Annotated in this window: 16 protein-coding genes and 2 tRNA genes; 14 read left to right on the plus strand and 4 right to left on the minus strand. The window is 71.1% G+C overall.

All coding sequences use genetic code 11. From position 1 onward, the window contains the following. Positions 1-61 precede the first annotated feature (61 nt). The 6 genes from G412_RS0119075 to G412_RS0119100 all read left to right on the plus strand — a co-directional run bounded on the left by G412_RS0119075 (position 62) and on the right by G412_RS0119100 (position 6571). A complete protein-coding gene (locus tag G412_RS0119075) occupies positions 62-1279 on the plus strand; it encodes a glycosyltransferase family 2 protein (RefSeq protein ID WP_028813466.1) in 1218 nt (405 codons plus the stop codon). 181 nt (positions 1280-1460) lie between these two features. Then, positions 1461-2588, plus strand: a complete 1128-nt coding sequence (proB, locus tag G412_RS0119080) for a glutamate 5-kinase (RefSeq protein WP_078607148.1) — start codon at positions 1461-1463, stop codon at positions 2586-2588. Between the two features lie 149 nt (positions 2589-2737). Then, entirely contained in the window at positions 2738-3223 is a 486-nt protein-coding gene (locus G412_RS0119085) for a hypothetical protein (protein WP_028813468.1), read from the plus strand. A 93-nt stretch (positions 3224-3316) separates the two neighbouring features. Continuing rightward, complete coding sequence (locus tag G412_RS0119090) at positions 3317-4627, plus strand: glutamate-5-semialdehyde dehydrogenase (RefSeq protein WP_028813469.1); 1311 nt, start codon at positions 3317-3319, stop codon at positions 4625-4627. A 77-nt stretch (positions 4628-4704) separates the two neighbouring features. Further along, on the plus strand, positions 4705-5337 hold the full coding sequence (locus G412_RS0119095; protein WP_028813470.1) for an SCO2584 family spore wall biosynthesis protein: 633 nt from the start codon (positions 4705-4707) through the stop codon (positions 5335-5337). Between the two features lie 109 nt (positions 5338-5446). After that, complete coding sequence (locus G412_RS0119100) at positions 5447-6571, plus strand: SCO2583 family membrane protein (RefSeq protein WP_028813471.1); 1125 nt, start codon at positions 5447-5449, stop codon at positions 6569-6571. Here the strand turns inward: G412_RS0119100 and G412_RS0119105 are convergent. Next, on the minus strand, positions 6568-7638 hold the full coding sequence (locus G412_RS0119105; protein ID WP_028813472.1) for a M48 family metallopeptidase: 1071 nt from the start codon (positions 7636-7638) through the stop codon (positions 6568-6570). The two genes, G412_RS0119100 and G412_RS0119105, sit on opposite strands and share 4 nt — an antisense overlap. A gap of 204 nt (positions 7639-7842) precedes the next feature. On the opposite strand from G412_RS0119105, the gene G412_RS40230 reads away from it, so the two are divergent. The 7 genes from G412_RS40230 (at position 7843) to G412_RS0119145 (ending at position 12287) form a co-directional block, all read left to right on the plus strand. Continuing rightward, complete coding sequence (locus tag G412_RS40230) at positions 7843-8010, plus strand: hypothetical protein (RefSeq protein ID WP_028813473.1); 168 nt, start codon at positions 7843-7845, stop codon at positions 8008-8010. Positions 8011-8048: 38 nt separating this feature from the next. Next, on the plus strand, positions 8049-8663 hold the full coding sequence (nadD, locus tag G412_RS0119115; RefSeq protein WP_028813474.1) for a nicotinate-nucleotide adenylyltransferase: 615 nt from the start codon (positions 8049-8051) through the stop codon (positions 8661-8663). Between the two features lie 51 nt (positions 8664-8714). Continuing rightward, positions 8715-10358 carry an LCP family protein gene (locus G412_RS0119120; RefSeq protein WP_028813475.1) on the plus strand — a complete coding sequence of 548 codons (1644 nt, stop codon included), beginning with the start codon at positions 8715-8717 and terminating at the stop codon, positions 10356-10358. A gap of 68 nt (positions 10359-10426) precedes the next feature. Continuing rightward, positions 10427-10864, plus strand: a complete 438-nt coding sequence (gene rsfS, locus G412_RS0119125) for a ribosome silencing factor (protein ID WP_028813476.1) — start codon at positions 10427-10429, stop codon at positions 10862-10864. Further along, positions 10861-11535 (plus strand): histidine phosphatase family protein, encoded by a 675-nt coding sequence (locus G412_RS0119130; RefSeq protein ID WP_028813477.1) that lies wholly within the window; start codon positions 10861-10863, stop codon positions 11533-11535. The genes rsfS and G412_RS0119130 overlap by 4 nt, the downstream gene beginning before the upstream one ends. A 70-nt stretch (positions 11536-11605) precedes the next feature. Further along, positions 11606-11678 (plus strand) — tRNA-Ala (locus tag G412_RS0119135). A gap of 375 nt (positions 11679-12053) precedes the next feature. Next, positions 12054-12287, plus strand: a complete 234-nt coding sequence (locus G412_RS0119145; RefSeq protein ID WP_028813478.1) for a hypothetical protein — start codon at positions 12054-12056, stop codon at positions 12285-12287. Here G412_RS0119145 and G412_RS35195 read toward each other — a convergent pair. After that, positions 12256-13455, minus strand: a complete 1200-nt coding sequence (locus tag G412_RS35195) for a glycosyltransferase 87 family protein (RefSeq protein ID WP_037649255.1) — start codon at positions 13453-13455, stop codon at positions 12256-12258. The two genes, G412_RS0119145 and G412_RS35195, sit on opposite strands and share 32 nt — an antisense overlap. Positions 13456-13583: 128 nt before the next feature. Between G412_RS35195 and G412_RS0119155 the strand changes: the two genes are divergently transcribed. Then, positions 13584-13656: transfer RNA gene (locus G412_RS0119155), tRNA-Ala, on the plus strand. 53 nt (positions 13657-13709) lie between these two features. On the opposite strand, the gene G412_RS0119160 is transcribed toward G412_RS0119155, so the two are convergent. Together G412_RS0119160 and G412_RS0119165 are read right to left on the minus strand one after the other, a co-directional pair. Beyond that, positions 13710-15290 (minus strand): NADH-quinone oxidoreductase subunit NuoF family protein, encoded by a 1581-nt coding sequence (locus G412_RS0119160; protein WP_028813479.1) that lies wholly within the window; start codon positions 15288-15290, stop codon positions 13710-13712. Next, positions 15287-16678, minus strand: a complete 1392-nt coding sequence (locus tag G412_RS0119165; protein ID WP_425274488.1) for a hypothetical protein — start codon at positions 16676-16678, stop codon at positions 15287-15289. Before G412_RS0119165 ends, G412_RS0119160 begins: the two co-directional genes overlap by 4 nt. Positions 16679-17083: the final 405 nt, after the last annotated feature.

Below are 17083 nucleotides of genomic sequence, written 5' to 3' on the forward strand. Positions count from 1 at the left end.
TGAACAACCCTCCACCATGTGTCGACTGTCTTGGATGTCGATGAACGAGAATGAGATGGGCATGGCAGCAACCGGGATTCCCGACGTGACGGTGATCATTGGCGCCTACGAAGCGATGCCGTACCTGATCCCCTGCCTGGAGTCGGTCGAGGCGCAGACACTGGGCGCCGACCGCATAGAGATCGTGGCCGTCAACGACGGCTCGACCGACGGGACCGGTGAGTATCTCGACGAGTTCGCGGCCAGGAGCAAGGTCGCCACGCGCGTCGTTCACCAGGAGAATTCCGGTGGACCGAGCAAGCCCCGCAACGTAGGCCTCGACATGGCCCGCGGCCGTTATGTCTTCTTCCTCGACGCTGACGACTACCTCGGCGAAGAGGCGCTGGAGCGCATGGTCGCGATGGCCGACCGCAACGGCACGGACGTCGTCCTGGGCAAGATCGAGGGCATCGGACGCGGTGCGCCGAAGTCGATGTTCGGCCGCACTCTGGAGCGTACGGACGTCTTCTCGTCCAACATCAAGATGACGCTCAGCGCGGAGAAGCTCTTCCGGCGGGAGCTGCTGGAGAAGCACAAGATGCGCTTCGATCAGCAGCTGTACACCGGTGAGGACGCACGCTTCACCCTTGAGGCGTATGTGCGAAGTGCCGGGGTTTCGGTCGTCGCCGACTACGTCTGCCTCTACATCGTGCGCCGCGACGACGGCAAGCACATCACGCAGAGCGGCAGTTACGCGATGCGGTTCGACTCGGCGAAGGCCCTGATGGACCTGATCGCCGAGCTCTTCCCGCCCGGCGAGAAGCGCGACGAGCTGATGATCCGGCCCTTCGTGATCACGCTGCTGCCGCAGTTCGACCACCGCTGGCTGAAGGCGAAGGCCGAAACGCGCGAGGACAAGCTGGACCTCGCGCGGCCGCTCATGGAGAAGTACTGGACGCCGGGCGTGGCCCGCCGGCTGAAGGTGCCCGAGCGGCTGCGGATGTACTACGTCACCGAGAGGCGGGCCGATCTCCTTGCGGACCACCTCACGTTCCTCCAGGCGAAGCAGGTGCCCGAGGTGATCCGCAAGAGTCCCGCGGCTCAGCCGTACCTCGCGTACCCGCACTTCAGGGACAAGAAGGCCGGCGTACCCGACGAGATGTTCGCGGTCACGGTCTCGGAGATGGTCGGCGGGGTGCGGGTGACCGCCCCCAAGGCCCCCATCAGGCCGACGCCGTCCTTCGCGCGGCGCGTGGTGCGCAAGCTGCGCCGGATGGCGCGCGGCATGGCCCGTTCCTGACGGACGGTCTCCCGGCCTCTGGTTCGTGTCCCGAGTCCTCCTGGAATCAACGGACATGAACCAGAGGCCGGTGTCCGCCCGCACGCCCCGGCCGTCCAGGGGGCGAAATGCGGAGGCGGCGTCCGGAGCGGCTCGCGTACATTGCGGGGGGGAACCGGGCGAGCAAGAGTGGGGACTGTACGTGTCAGGGGCAAGGCAGGGCGTAGCAGAGGCCCGCAGGATCGTGGTCAAGGTCGGCTCCTCCTCACTCACCACCGCGTCGGGAGGGCTCGACGCCGACCGGGTCGACGCGCTCGTCGACGTACTGGCCAAGACGCGCAGCGGCGGCGAGAAGGAGATCGTGCTCGTGTCCAGCGGCGCCATCGCCGCCGGCCTGGCGCCCCTGGGTCTCGCCCGCCGCCCCAAGGACCTGGCCAGGCAGCAGGCCGCCGCCAGCGTCGGCCAGGGCCTGCTCGTGGCCCGCTACACCGCTTCCTTCGCGCGCTACGGCGTACGCGTCGGCCAGGTGCTGCTGACGACCGACGACACCAGCCGTCGCGCCCACTACCGCAACGCCTACCGGACGCTGGACCAGCTCCTGGCCATGGGCGCGGTTCCGGTCGTCAACGAGAACGACACCGTCGCCACGGACGAGATCCGCTTCGGCGACAACGACCGGCTCGCCGCCCTCGTCGCCCACCTCGTACGGGCCGACCTGCTGGTGCTCCTGTCGGACGTGGACGGCCTCTACGACGGCGACCCCAGCCTCCCCGGCACCTCCCTCATCGACGAGGTGCGCGGCCCCGAGGACATCGCCCACGTCTCCATCGGCAGCGCCGGCAAGGCCGGCGTCGGCACCGGCGGCATGGTGACCAAGGTCGAGGCCGCCCGTATCGCAGCGGCCGCCGGCATCCCCGTCGTCCTCACCTCCGCCAGCCACGCCGCCGACGCCCTCGCCGGCCGGGCAACGGGCACGCTCTTCCACCGCACCGGCCGCCGCAGCGCCGACCGGCTGCTGTGGCTCGCCCACGCCTCGACCCCGCAGGGCGCGCTCGTGCTCGACGACGGGGCCGTACGGGCCGTGGTCGAGCGGCGTACGTCGCTGCTGCCCGCCGGGATCGCCCGGGTCGAGGGCGAGTTCAGCGCGGGTGATCCGGTGGAGCTGCGGAACACGTCGGGCGTGGCCGTCGCCCGGGGGCTCGTCAACTACGACGCCAAGGAGATCCCGCAGCTACTCGGCCGCTCCACCCGCGACCTCGCGAAGGAGCTCGGGCCGGCGTACGAGCGAGAAGTCGTACACAGGGACGATCTGGTCGTTCTCCACCCCTGAAACGGCTGAAAGAGCGGCCTCGCGGCAGAGACCTTCAGGAAAACCACCCCGCGCCGGGCCCAGGACTGGTCAACTTTGTTGCGGGGACTTGTTTACGGGGACACAGCAGCGCGGGGTACAGCACAGCAACGCATTACAGGAGGCCGCCGGTGAGACGAGCGCGTCCGGGGGCGCTGCCCCGAGGGACCGCCGAACGCGCCCTGACCAGTGTCGGGGCGGGGGCGGACTTCGGCGACGCCCCGGAGCCGGACCAGCAACCGGCTCCATGCCAGGAGGTGCACTGCCCGCGGGAGGTGTCGAGGCTCTGGCACATCACCCTGTGCGTCTCGGGCGCCGAGGTACCGCTGCAGGAGGTCAGGCGAGGCCTCGAACAGCTCGCCCACGACCATCCCTTCCTGCTGACCAGCAGATACGCCAACGATCACGCGGAGATCCGGTACTGGGAAGAGGCACGGGACCTGCACGACGCCGCGGCCGTCGCGCTGCGCCTGTGGGGCGAGCACCGGTCGACGTCGAGGCTGCCGCCGTGGGAGATCGTGGGCCTGGAGGTCATCGACCGCGACACCTACCACCAGCGGGTCGCCGAGGGGTACGGTCCGCCGCCGGCGGCGCCGGTCGGGGTGCATCCGTACTGACCGCGGCGTACCTCCGTACCGGCCGCTGTGACTGCTGTCTCGCGGAGCGGGAAAACCGGTGAACGCCCGCAGAGCGCGCATTACCCTGCGGGTATGACCTCGCACTCTCCTCTCGCCGACACGACTGACGCCGACACGACCGCGTCCGGGTCCCCGGTCGTCCTGACCGCCCGGCGGGCCCGCGCCGCCGCCGACGCGATCGCGCCACTCCCGCGCTCCGTCAAGGACGCCGCGCTGCTGGCCGTCGCCGACGCGCTGGAGGCCCGTACGGACGAGATCGTCGAGGCCAACGCCAAGGACGTGGCCAAGGCCCGCGCCGCCGGCACGAGCGAGACGGTCATCGACCGGCTGACGCTGACCGCCGAGCGGGTCGCCGCCATCGCGTCCGACGTACGGGACGTGGCGGGGCTGCCCGACCCGGTCGGCGAGGTCGTACGCGGCTCCACCCTGCCCAACGGCATCGACCTGCGGCAGGTGCGCGTGCCCCTCGGCGTCGTCGGCATCATCTACGAGGCCCGGCCGAACGTGACCGTGGACGCCGCCGCGCTCTGCCTCAAGTCCGGCAACGCGGTGCTGCTGCGCGGCTCGTCGTCGGCGTACGCCTCCAACACCGCGCTCGTCGGCGTCCTGCGCGACGCGATCGCCGGGGCGGACCTGCCCGCCGACGCCGTGCAGCTCGTGCCGGGGGAGTCCCGCGACTCGGTGCGCGAGCTGATGCGCGCCCGCGGCCTGGTCGACGTCCTGATCCCGCGCGGCGGCGCGTCCCTGATCCGTACGGTCGTCGAGGAGTCCACCGTCCCCGTCATCGAGACGGGCACCGGCAACTGCCACGTCTACGTCGACGCCGAGGCCGACCTCGACATGGCCGTCGACATCCTCGTGAACTCCAAGGCGCAGCGGCCCAGCGTCTGCAACGCCGCCGAGACGCTCCTCGTCCACCAGGACATCGCGGACGCCTTCCTGCCGCGCGCGCTGGACGCGCTCGCCGAGGCGGGCGTCACGGTCCACGGTGACGAGCGGGTGCTCCCGTACGCCGAGGGGTCCAAGGCGGCCTTCGTGGCGGCCACGGAGGACGACTGGGAGGCCGAGTACCTGTCGTACGACATCGCCGCCGCGGTCGTCGACTCGCTGGACGGGGCCGTGACCCACATCCGCCGCTGGACCTCCGGGCACACCGAGGCGATCGTCACGACGTCGCAGGCCGCGGCCCGCCGGTTCACCCAGCTGGTGGACTCGACGACGGTCGCGGTGAACGCGTCCACACGCTTCACGGACGGTGGTCAGTTCGGTTTCGGCGCCGAGATCGGAATCTCGACGCAGAAGCTGCACGCGCGCGGTCCGATGGGCCTGCCCGAGCTGACCTCGACGAAGTACATCGTGACGGGCGACGGTCACACCCGGTAGCGGGCGCGGCGGGTTCGGAGAGCGCATCGTTTGCACGTTCTCTGCCCAAAACGACCGTCCAGGTCTACGCTGAACGAGTGCCGGACGACGTGGGGGGCAGGCCGTTCCAGGACGGCTGGGACCCTGAGGACCCTGTCGACCGCGGAGGCGCGGACGAGGACTTCGCTTCCGTGGTGTTCGACGAGGACTTCGTACGGGCCGCCGAGGTCCATGAACCGACCGCGGTCGAGCGGCTGTTGGCCGCCGCCCAGGCGCGGGCCGAGGCGGAGGCGACCAGGGCGAGGGCCGGCAAGCTCTCCCCGGACGACGACCTCTGCGACGAGGGGTACGGCGACGGGTACGGCGCCCGGGAACCCGGCCACGACGGCGCGTACGGCCCGCTGGACGGCGACGACGAGTACGACGACGGCGCGGGCCCGTACGGGCGGCACGGCGGCGCTCTGCGCCCGTACCGGGGCCATGCGCGCTGGCACCGGCCCGTGGCCTGGTTGCTGGCCCTGCTGATGGGCATCGGGATGGTGGCGCTCGCCTTCACGGCGGTCTACCGGGGGGCGGCCTCCGGGGGACGGCACGACCAGGTGCCGCTGCCCGCGACGAGCGACAACTCCAGGCCGGGCGGCAACTCCCGGCCGGGCGGTCCGGGCGGCCCCTCCGCCTCCGCGGAGTACACCGCGCCCGCCGCGTCCGCCGTTCCGCGCACCGCGCCCTGAGGGGCCGCCGGGTCCGGGTCTCCCAGAGCCACGCTCCGTGGGGGAAGTCGTCACAACTTGTCGCGCACCAGGGCGTTTACGATCCCCTCCGCCGACCTACCCTGAAGGTATGGCAGGGCACGGAGAGCCACCTGAGGGGGCACCCGAGGGCCTCCCTGGTGGCAGCGACGACGAGTACCGGTCCGTCGTCTTCGACGAATCGTTCGTGCGGGCTGCCCGCCTCCAGGAGTACTCCGCACAGGAGCGGATGGACGACCACGAGAAGGCCGTGCGCAGCCGGCCCGCGTGGGCGGTCCGTGACGGGCGCGGCGGCCGCCGCAGGGGAGCCGGGCCGATGCAGGCGCTGGTGCTCGTCCTGCTGGTCGCGATCGCCTTCGGTACGGCGATCTACATGGGCGTACGCCACCCCTACCAGCCGCCGGCGGCCACGCGGGCGGGGCTGCTGCGGACCACGGTGATACCGCTGGCTCCGGAGGGCACGGTGCCGGGCGGCGCGCCCGCCGACCTCTTCGAGCACAGTCCGGCCGCGCAGTTCCGCACGGGCGCCGAGGGCATCACCCTGCCGCCCGCGCGGCGCACCGCCCACTTCTCGGAGGGACAGGTGATGGCCGCGCTGACCATCGCGAAGGACTACCTCGTCGAGTCGTCCCTCGATCCGGGCGTACTGAACGGCTCCACGGCCCGCCCGGTGCGCTCGCTCCTCGACCCCGACCAGCTGACGCAGTTCGACCGCAGCTTCGACGCACCGGCCGGCGACGGACGGCACGCGGCCACGGGCTGGCTGGTCCGCTTCGACCCGGCCAAGGTCACGCTCGCGCGCGGCTCCCAGCCCCGCGTGCAGGGGGTCCTGCACGTCGAGGAGACCGAGTCCGGCCGTCTCGCGGTGACCTCGGACCACACCTTCGTGTACGCGCTGCGTCCCGCCGAAGCCGCTGCCGGTGACGCGCGGGCGGACGGCGCGTCGCTGTTCACGGTCCGCAGAGAGCTGCACTTCCGCTTCGACCGCGACGACCTGCGGATGCACCGGGCCGAGCTGCTCGTCTCGTACGTCCAGGCCGGGCCCCAGGCCTGCTCGGCCGACGCGGTGAGTCACCTGCGGCCGGTGCTCGCCGGGCAGCGGGCCAAGGCCGACGGGCCCGCCGCGACCGACCCGTACGCGACGGGTCCTGCCACGGCGGCCCTGTGCGGCACGCTCGCGCCGGGCGCGCTGCCCAGCCCGAGGGGCGGCGGCTAGCTCTTGCCCGTGTCGTCGGCGCTGCCGTTGCTGGTGCTGCCGCTGCCGCCGCCGGTGAACCGGTCCCGCAGCTTGCCGCCCAGGTCGCCCGCACCGCCCGCGATGTCGCCGACGAGCTTCATCAGCGGGTCCTTGCTCGTGCGTACCGTGTCGGCGTAGTGCGACGCGGACTCGCGGAAGGAGTCCGTCACGGAGGTGTCGCCGTCCTCGTCGCGCTTCGGGTAGTGGCCGTCCATGATCCGCTGGTAGTCGCGGCTCTCCGCCCACTTCTTCAGCTCGGCGGCCCGCACCGTGGTGAACGGGTGCGAGCGCGGCAGCACGTTGAGGATCTTCAGCACGGAGTCGCGCAGGTCGCCGCCCGCCTCGTACTCCTCGGCCTGCTCCAGGAACGCGTCCACGTTCATCTCGTGCAGGTGGTTACCACCGGCAATCTTCATCAAGCCGCGCATCGACGCCTGGAGGTCCTGGCCGACCAGCAGACCGGCGCGGTCGGCGGAGAGCTCCGACTTGCGGAACCACTCGCGCAGCGCCGTCACGATCGCCATGATCGCGATGTTGCCCAGCGGGATCCAGGCGACCTTGAGCGCCAGGTTCGTGAGGAAGAGGAGGATCGTGCGGTAGACGGAGTGGCCGGACAGGGCGTGGCCCACCTCGTGACCGACGACCGCCCGCATCTCCTCCTCGTCGAGCAGCTCGACCAGGCCCGTGGTGACCACGATGATCGGCTCGTCGAGACCGATGCACATGGCATTGGGCTTCGGGTCCTGCGTCACGTACATCGGAGGGACCTTCTTCAGGTCCAGGATGTAGCAGGCGTCCAGCAGCATCGCGTGCAGATGGGCGAACTGGGCCTCGCCCACCCGCACCGAGTCGGACAGGAAGAGCAGCCGCAGACTGCGCTCGGGAAGCAGCCCGCTCATCGCCTTGAACACCGTGTCGAACCCGGTCAGCTTGCGCAGGGCCACCAGGGCCGAGCGGTCCGCCGGATGCTCGTACGCGCGGGACGAGATGTCCGGGAAGCGCCGGCGATTGCGGCTCGGTACGTTCTCGTGCTTGCCGTCGGTCATGGATGGCCCCCTGTCTACGAGTGTTTCCCGTCCCCCGGACTGGCCTCAGCGTATGTGCTCGAATCCGCTCGCGTGCGGCGCGCTCGGCCGGTTCCTGGAGCCGGACACTGCGTGAACGACTGAGTCGGCGTGAGCGTGCCCGTACCGCCCGCATACGATGTCCGCGAAGTCTCCGCTCCGACTCCCGGATAGGTCCTGCCGCAGATGAGCCTCCACAGCACCGCTGTCTCCCTTGTGTCCCTCGCCTCCGGTGAGGGCGGCGAGCACGGCGGGAACCACGAATCCCTCAACCCGTACCTCACCGGCGGCGGCGCGCTCCTCGCGCTCCTGATCCTGCTGTGGATCACCACGCGTTTCAACCGCGACCGCTGAGGCGGGGCCGCTGGACGGGGCCAGTAGGCTCTGCACGCATGGGAGAGCAGCAAAGGCCGGGCCGTACCGGGAAGCGCCGGCTCGGCGTGATGGGCGGGACGTTCGATCCGATCCATCACGGACACCTGGTGGCCGCCAGTGAGGTGGCCGCCCAGTTCCACCTCGACGAGGTGGTGTTCGTACCGACCGGGCAGCCGTGGCAGAAGAGCCACAAGCATGTCTCCCCGGCCGAGGACCGCTATCTGATGACGGTCATCGCGACGGCGTCCAACCCGCAGTTCTCGGTGAGCCGGATCGACATCGACCGCGGCGGTCCGACGTACACCATCGACACGCTGCGGGACCTGCGCGAGCTGAACAGCGACTCGGACCTCTTCTTCATCACCGGCGCCGACGCGCTCGCCCAGATCCTCACCTGGCGGGACGCGGAGGAGCTGTTCTCGCTCTCCCACTTCATCGGTGTGACCAGGCCCGGCCACGACCTCACGGACGACGGGCTGCCCAAGGGCGGTGTCTCCCTGGTCGAGGTGCCGGCGCTGGCTATCTCGTCGACCGACTGCCGGGCGAGGGTCGCGGCGGGTGAGCCTGTCTGGTATCTCGTTCCGGACGGTGTGGTCCGCTACATCGACAAGCGCGCGCTGTACCGCGACTGAGCGGTCGGCCCGGCCGTACGGGGAGCACAGACAAGCAGGGAGAGGGCACCGGTGAACGACCGACAGTACCCGTACGACCCGTACGCGCAGGATCCGTATGCCCAGCAGCCGGAGATCATCGGCTACGACGCGTACGGGCAGCCGGTGTACCAGCAGGCGCAGCAGCAGGGCCGGCCGCAGGACCGGCAGCAGTACGACGCGCCGCAGCAGCAGGCGTACGGCTACGACCCGTACGCCCAGCAGCAGCCGTCGTACGACCCGTACGCGCAGCAGCCCCAGCAGGAGCAACAGCACCAGCAACAGCAGCAGTACGGGTACGTCGACACCGCTCAGCAGCAGTGGATTCCGCAGCAGCAGGCCGCTCCCGCCCCTGTCGCCGAGCCGGAGCCGGAGCCGGCCCCCGAGCCCGCTGTCGTGCCCGAGCAGCGCCGCCCCAAGAACGAGTACGCGACCGAGCAGTTCTCCTTCGTCGAAGAGCCGGACGAGAACTCCGAAGACGTCATCGACTGGCTGAAGTTCACCGAGAGCCGCACCGAGCGCCGCGAGGAAGCCAGGCGCCGCGGACGCAACCGCGTCGTCGCCCTGGTCGTCGCCGTCGCCCTCGTCCTCGCGGGTGGTGTCGGCTACCTCTGGTACGCGGGCCTGTTGCCCGGCCTCTCCGGCAAGAAGGACGCTCCGGGCACGGCGTCGGGTCCGCAGAAGCGCGACGTGATCGCGGTGCACCTGCACACCACCAAGGGCGCCACCTCGACCGTGCTGCTCGTGGACAACACCACCACCCGGCAGGGCACCACCGTTCTGCTCCCGAACTCGCTCTCCGTCGCGAACGACGACGGCACCACGACCACGCTCGCCAAGTCGGTCGACGACGACGGCTCGGCGGGCACGCGCGAGGCGATCGGTTCCGTACTCGGGACGAAGATCGGCGGCACCTGGCGGCTCGACACTCCCTACCTGGAGAACCTCGTCGAGCTGGTCGGCAACATCGACATCGACACCGACACCGATGTACCCGACACCAAGAAGGGCGCGACGCCCGTGGTGAGGCAGGGCAAGCAGCAGACGCTGAGCGGCCGGATGGCCGTCGCGTACGCCACCTACCGGGCGCCGGGCGAGGACGAGGACGAGCAGCTCCAGCGGTTCGGGCAGGTCATGCAGGGCGTACTGAAGAAGATCTCGGACGACCCGCAGGCCGCGACCACGACCGTCCGCACCCTGGCGCAGATCCTCGACCCCTCGCTGCGGGAGAAGGACCTCGGCGCCTCGCTCGCCAAGCTCGCCGGCCACGCCAAGCGCGGCGCGTACAAGACGGCGCTGCTGCCGGTGCAGCCCGACGGCAAGCTGAGTGATTCCGCCGCCGACAGTGTGGTGAAGGACATCCTCGGCGGCTCGGCGAGCAGCCCGGAGCAGGGCGCGGCCGTGCGGGTCGGCGTCCGCAACGCGAACGGGAACACGGACGCCAACGAGGCCGCCAGGATCGCCCTGGTCAACGGTGGCTACACGTTCGTGGACTCCGGCGCCGCACCCGCGGTCCTTACGTCGTCGCAGGTCAGCTATGGCGACGCGGCTCAGAAGGCCACGGCCGAAGAGGTCGCGAAAACGCTGGGCCTGCCGGCGGACGCGGTCCGCAAGGGCAAGGCGGCCGCGAACGCCGATGTGACGGTCGTACTGGGCCAGGACTTCGACGTGCGGTAATCCCGTCGGGGCTGTCGGCGGTCCGTGAGACCCTGGAGGTATCTCTGACCGCCGACGAAAGCCTGCTAGTGACCGCCACTGACCGTTCCATCGAGCTCATCAACGCCGCCGCTCAGGCGGCCGCCGACCGGCTCGCGCACGACATCATCGCTTACGACGTCAGCGATGTGCTGTCCATCACCGACGCCTTCCTGGTCGCCTCGGCGCCCAACGACCGCCAGGTCAAGTCGATCGTCGACGAGATCGAGGAGCGGCTGAACAAGGACCTCGGCGTGAAGCCCGTGCGTCGCGAGGGCGACCGCGAGGCCCGCTGGGTGCTCCTCGACTACGTCGACATCGTGGTCCACGTCCAGCACAGCGAGGAGCGTGTCTTCTACGCGCTGGAGCGCCTGTGGAAGGACTGCCCCGAGATCAAGCTGCCCGAGGACGCCGTCAAGACGCGGGGCGCGGCCGAGGAGCACGCCAAGCTGCGTGCGGCCGGTGAAGTGGACGGAGACCTGAGCTGAACGGCAGCGACACCGGCACCGGCACCGTCAAGAGGAGCCGGGGCCGCCGCATCGTCCTGTGGCGGCACGGCCAGACGTCCTGGAACCTGGAGCGCCGCTTCCAGGGCAGCACCGACATCGAGCTGACCGAGACCGGCGTCGCCCAGGCGCGCCGGGCCGCCAGGCTGCTCGCCTCCCTGAAGCCGGACGCGATGATCGCGTCCGACCTGAAGCGGGCGGCGGCCACGGCCGGCGAGCTGGCTGCCCTGACCGGCCTCGATGTGACGCACGACGCCGCGCTGCGCGAGACGTACGCGGGTGCCTGGCAGGGGCTGACCCACGACGAGATCATCGGGCAGTTCGGCGAGCAGTACGCGGCGTGGAAGCGCGGTGAGCCGGTGCGGCGCGGTGGGGGCGAGCTGGAGACCGAGGTCGCCGACCGGGCGGCTCCTGTCGTGCTCGCGCACGCCGACAAGCTGGCCGACAACGGCACGCTGGTCGTCGTCAGCCACGGAGGCACCATCCGCACCACCATCGGCCGGCTCCTGGGTCTGGAGTCGTACCACTGGGAGGGCCTCGGCGGGCTTTCCAACTGCTGCTGGTCGGTGCTGGGCGAAGGCGCCCGCGGCTGGCGGCTGCTGGAGCACAACGCCGGGACGCTCCCGGAACCGGTGCTCGGCGACGACGACTGACGGATTTCACTTTCTGGCAGGTCGCAGGCTAAAGTTCTTCTTGTTCGCAGCGCACAGCGCACAGAACAGCGGGGCTATAGCTCAGTTGGTAGAGCGCCTGCATGGCATGCAGGAGGTCAGGAGTTCAATTCTCCTTAGCTCCACAATCGGATCCCGGTTCCTCCTCCAGGAGGGACCGGGATTTCTCGTTGCACACCGGCCAGTTGGCCGCCGTTGCGGCCTCCGTGGCGCTGTTCAGGGCCAGTTGCACGCGTACGGGAATGTGCTGTGGGTATGCGACCTTGCACCGGCCCCCGCGTCGATCTTCGGCACTGCGGCCGGCCTTCTGCGCACACGCCACTGACCCCCCTTGCGGAGCCATGGCAGAATCGGACCCGCCGGAGGGGGACGACGGTCTGATGGGGAGGGAGAGCGCGATGCCCGCGAGCATCCTCGATGCGGTCCGTGGTCTGCCCGGCAGCGACAACGGAGGTATCGCGTACGTGTGCACGGCCTGCCGCCACAGCTGGAACTGAGTGATGGGCGCACACAGGCGGAAATGCGACTGGTGCGGCAGTGGCACGCCCATCGTCAGGGACATGGAACCGGTCAACGCCGACTACCAGTACTGGTGCGAGGAATGCGCCCGGGCGCTGATCATAAAAGGCGACCCCATCGAGACGTACCGCGAACTCGAAGGGGAGCCGATCTACGGCCGGCTGCTCGACGAGCACTGCACGCTCAAGCGCTTCTATTCGTTCGCCACAGCGTGAGCAGCGCGGCGAGAGCCGTGAGCGGGTAGAGCGCCGACAGTGCCATCTGGCCGGGGTGCTGGGCGAGTTCGAGCCGGCCCGGTCCGTGCGGCACCCACCACAGCGCGTACGAACAGAACACCGCCGCCGTCGCCAGTGCCCCTCCCGCGCTGACTCGCGCGGCCAGGAACAGCACCACGGGCACGCACCACACCCAGTGGTGCGACCAGGACACCGGGCTGACGAGCAGTGCGGTCACCGCGCACGCGACCACCGCCCCGGCCCGCTCGCCGCGCAGTTCGGCCGCCACCGCGACGGCGAGGCCCGTGCCGGCCGCCAGGGCGGCGGCCACGGCCCACCACGGGCCCGGGTCGCCGGTGTGCAGCAGCCGGGCCAGTACGCCGCGCAGGGACTGGTTGGCGGTGTCCTCGACGTGGCCCACCCGGCCTGCCTCGAAGACCATCCGGGTCCAGTAGCGGTGCGAGTCGTACGGCAGGACGGCCGCGGCCGTCACGGTGGCCGCGAGGAAGACGGCGGCGGCCTTCCCGGCCTGCCGGAGCCAGGGGTTGCGGCTCGGGCGTACGGCGCCCCGTGCTCGTACGACTCCCGTGATCAGGAGAAAGACGCCGAAGAGCGCGGGTGTGAGCTTCACCGCGGCGGCGAGGCCGATGCCCGCGCCCGCCCACCGGTGGCCGTCGCGGCGGGTGAGGTCCCAGAGGACGGCCGCCGCGATCAGCAGGTTGATCTGCCCGTACCGCAGCGTCGTCCACACCGGCTCGCACCACACGGCGACGGCGGCGGTCAGCAGAACGGCGGTGGTGCTTTCGCGGCCCACCAGCCGCAGGGAGAGGCGGACCAGCGCGACGAGGAGAAGGAGGTTCCCGGCAGTGGCGAGGGTGCGCATCTCGGGGACGCCGAGCAGCGTCAGCGGGGTGAACAGCAGGGCGGCGAAAGGGGGGTAGGTGGTCGGCAGGTTGGCCTCGGTGGCACGCATCGCGTAGAGGTCCTGGCCTGCTCGTACGGTCTCGCCCTCGGCCCGGTAGACCATGAGGTCGATCATCGAGACGCCGGCGGCACGCTGGGCGGCCCAGAAGGCCGCGAAGGAGAGCAGACAGACCGAGGCGGCGACGAGTACCGGCCACCGGGCGAGGGGGGGGCGGGCGGCGGTGGTCTGCGCGGTGACGGTCACGCGGGCTGACAGTACCGGGCGTATAGGGACAGAACGGGTGTGCGGGTAAACGATTTGGTGGAGGGCCGGGGGGACCGTGTAATGTTGGCGGAGCCGCCGGGGGAAACCCTGGGAACGGCGGAACGCAAGGGGCTATAGCTCAGTTGGTAGAGCGCCTGCATGGCATGCAGGAGGTCAGGAGTTCAATTCTCCTTAGCTCCACAGAATGAAGGTCCCCCGGTCGAATTGACCGGGGGACCTTCTCGTTTCCGGGGTCAGCCTCTGCCGCTGCCGAGGGCCTTCCTGCCGCTGGGCGGCAGTGCGGGCCGGGCCGGGCGGCGCTCGGGGGCCTCCTCCTCGATGCGCAGCGCCAGGGCGGGGCAGCGGCGTACGGCACGCTGGGCGCGTCCGCGCAGGTGCACCGGTACGGACGCGTCCGCGAGCGCCGGGTAGCCGTCGGGGCCGAGCCGGATCAGCTCGGGAACGATGTCCGCGCACAGTCCGTGGCCCTTGCACAGCGTCCAGTCCACGGCGAACTTCTCGCCGCTCGGGATGCCCTCTTCCTCGTAGCCGGGGCCCGGCAGCGGCAGTACGCCCATCGTCTCGCGGCCGCAGCCGCCGCCCAGGACGTGCGCCGCCAGGTCGTCGGTGAACGCGTTGAGGGTCGAGACGAAGAAGCGCACGGAGCCGTCGGGGTGCTTGCACGCGCCCCGGCCCTTGACGGCCTGCGTCACTTCGCGCAGTGCCTCCAGGGCGGCCTGACCTCCTCCGTTGAGTACGTCGGAGAGGCCGCCGGCGGCGGCGGGCAGGCCCAGCCGGCAGGGGCCGCACTGGCCCGCCGTCTCCGCGGCCAGCCAGTTCGCGACGCGCAGCGACTCGCCCAGCGGGCAGGTCTCGGGGCCGATCGGGAGGATGGCGCCCGCGCCCAGCGCCCCGCCGAACGAGGCGAGGGACTCGCGGGAGATCACGGCGTCGTGCGCGGCGACCGCGTCGATCCAGTTGCCGTGATAGCCGCCCGTGAGCACGCCCTGGGGCAGCGGCGGGGCGCCGGCCATCTGGAGGACGTAACGCAGCGGCACTCCGGTGGGCACCTCCACGACCATGGGGCGCGCGACCGCGCCGGAGATGGTGAGCATGACCGTGCCCGGCTCGTTCTCCAGGCCGGTGTGGCCGTAGCGGCGGGCGCCTATGCGGGCGGCGACGGCGAGCTGCGCGAATGTCTCGGTGTTGGACAGCAGCGTCGGGGCGCCCCCTACGCCTGTCTCCGAGGCGCGCTCACGGCGGCCGGGCGGGAGCGCGGGGCCGCCGTTCGCGGCGCGGATCAGGGCGGACGCTTCGCCGGAAACCATGCGTTCCGGGGTACGTACGATCCGGGCGCGCAGTTGCTGTCCGCGCCGGTCGGACAGGCCCCGCTCGGCGAAGGCGGCGCGTATGGACGCCTCCGTCGAGTTCCGGGTCACGCCGACGATCAGGGTGCGGGCGCCGAGTGCCTCGGCCGCGAGCAGGGCGCCGTCGAGCGCCAGGTGCGGGGCGCGGTTGAGCAGGACGGTGTCCTTGCGGCAGGCGGGCTCGCCCTCACTGCCGTTGATGACGACGACGGGCCGCACCCCGCGCCGGATGGAGGCCTGTGCGACCGCCCGCAGTTTCTTGCCGAAGGGGAAGCCGGCACCGCCGCGGCCGCGCAGCGAGATGTAGTCGGCGAGTTCGGCCAGGCGCTCCCCGCCCATCGGCTCCAGCGGGCCGTGCACCTTCAGGTGCATGCCGAGGTCGAGACGCTCGACCAGGTCGAAGCCGGTGGTCAGCTGGGGAAGGCCGACTACGCGTACTTCGGGGACGTCGGGAAGGGGGACGTTCAACTTCGGTCTCCTGCGGGTGCGTGCCAGGGCTCTCCGACGGCGGGCCGGTAGAGCGGACCCGGCGCGGGCTCGGTTTCGTCGAGGGTGTGGGGGTGGGGGAGCGGTCCGGTGGGCGCGTCCGGGGCGTACGCGGGGCGGCCGGGCGCGTAGCCGGGAACGTCCGGTACGGCGTCGGGGGCGTAGCCGGGGAGGTCGGGTGCGGGGCCGTATCCGGGTAGGTCGGGTGCGGGGGCGGCTCCCGGACCGTACGCCGCGCGGTCCGGGTCGTACGGCGGGCGTACGGCCTGGGCGGGGGGCGGGGGTGACGGGGTGGGCCAGCGGGGCGGCTGAGGCGCCGCCTGGGCGGGGATCTCCTCCGTCATGGGGATCTGTTCTGCCAGGGGGATCCGTTCGGTGGGAGCGGAGGCGGCCGACGCGGCCGAAGCCGATACGGCGCGGTACGCGGCGGATATACCGGTGTCTGTCCCCGCGCGTAGACCTTCCGGGGAGCGGCCCGCCTCGTACAGCGGCGGGGCGGGCGCCGCGAGGCGCTGCGGCGGGGCCTGCGGCGCCGGGGCGTCGCGGAACAGCTCCTCCGGCTGCCGCTGCGGCCGGGCCGGCCGTGGCGGCTCCTGCGGCGGTGGGAACCCGCCGCCCGGCAGCGGGGAGACGGTGGCGTCGCGGGGCGCCGGTTCGGGCGCCGGGCCCAGGGAGCCGGACGTGACCAGGGCGACCACCCGGTCGGCGATGGTCCGCTTGAGCGGCTCAGGGAGCAGGCGCAGCGAAAGGGCCGCGACGACCGCCGTGAGGCACAGGACGTACATCGTGACGACCCAGCCCGCGGCGGGCCGGCCCGCGAACAGGCCGTGCACCAGTGCCGACCCCCAGGCGGGGTAGGCGACCATGTGCAGCGACCGCCAGCGGCCCGCGATGCGGCCCGGCGTGGCGAACGCGCTGCGCATGGCGCCGGTCGAGGCGGCGACGACCATGAGGAACCCGGCGAGGGAACCGAACCCGATGAGTCCGGACGTACCGCTGATTCCGAGGCCGAAGGGGACCAGGGCTCCCAGGAGTGCCACGTGTCCCAGGGAGACCTTGACCGTCACGTGCAGCAGCAGGAAGCCGAGGGAGGCGACCGCGGTGGCGCGGTGGACACCCTGCGCGATGAGACGGTGGCGCGGCCGCAGCAGCAGCCGGTCCGTCGCGATCAGGCCCCAGGCGACGGCGGCGGTCAGCGAGACCAGGGAAAGGACGCCGGTGGTGAAGTCGAGCGCGGCGCGCAGACTGTCGCTGCCGAGGACGGCGAACAGCGGTATGAGGAGCAACGCGACGGCTGTCAGGCCTCCTTGTGCGGGGCGGCTCAATGGGGGGAAAGCCAGGGAGGTCGAATTTTTTCGATGAGGGTTCATGGGGGCGACTCCGAATGGTTCGGCAAAGTGGTCCCGTTGCCGCATGCTAAGTCGCCCCATACCAGGCAGTACGAGGTTTGGAGGTTTAGCGTTCAGGAAGCGGGAAAACTTGTACGGTCGTTGCCCCGGATAGGGTCGATACGCGGGGTAACCCCTTGGGCAAGGGGCGACCGGTCCGTGGGACGGATACGCGACGCGGCGCTCTCGGGCGCTGCGGTACCCTGACGCCATGCGTGCCGTACGCCTTCTGCTTAGCGAGCCGCGCTGATCACTCCCGACGGATGGAAGATCCGGTCGGAATCGGCGCGGCGTCCCCTCCTGTGCGAGGGGATTTTTCATTCGCTGAACGTCACAGTTCATTCGCTGAACGTCACAGCCTGAATGTCGCAGCCGCTGGCAGAGACG

Origin of the sequence: Streptomyces flavidovirens DSM 40150 (genome assembly GCF_000429085.1) — a bacterium.
GTDB lineage: Bacteria > Actinomycetota > Actinomycetes > Streptomycetales > Streptomycetaceae > Streptomyces > Streptomyces flavidovirens.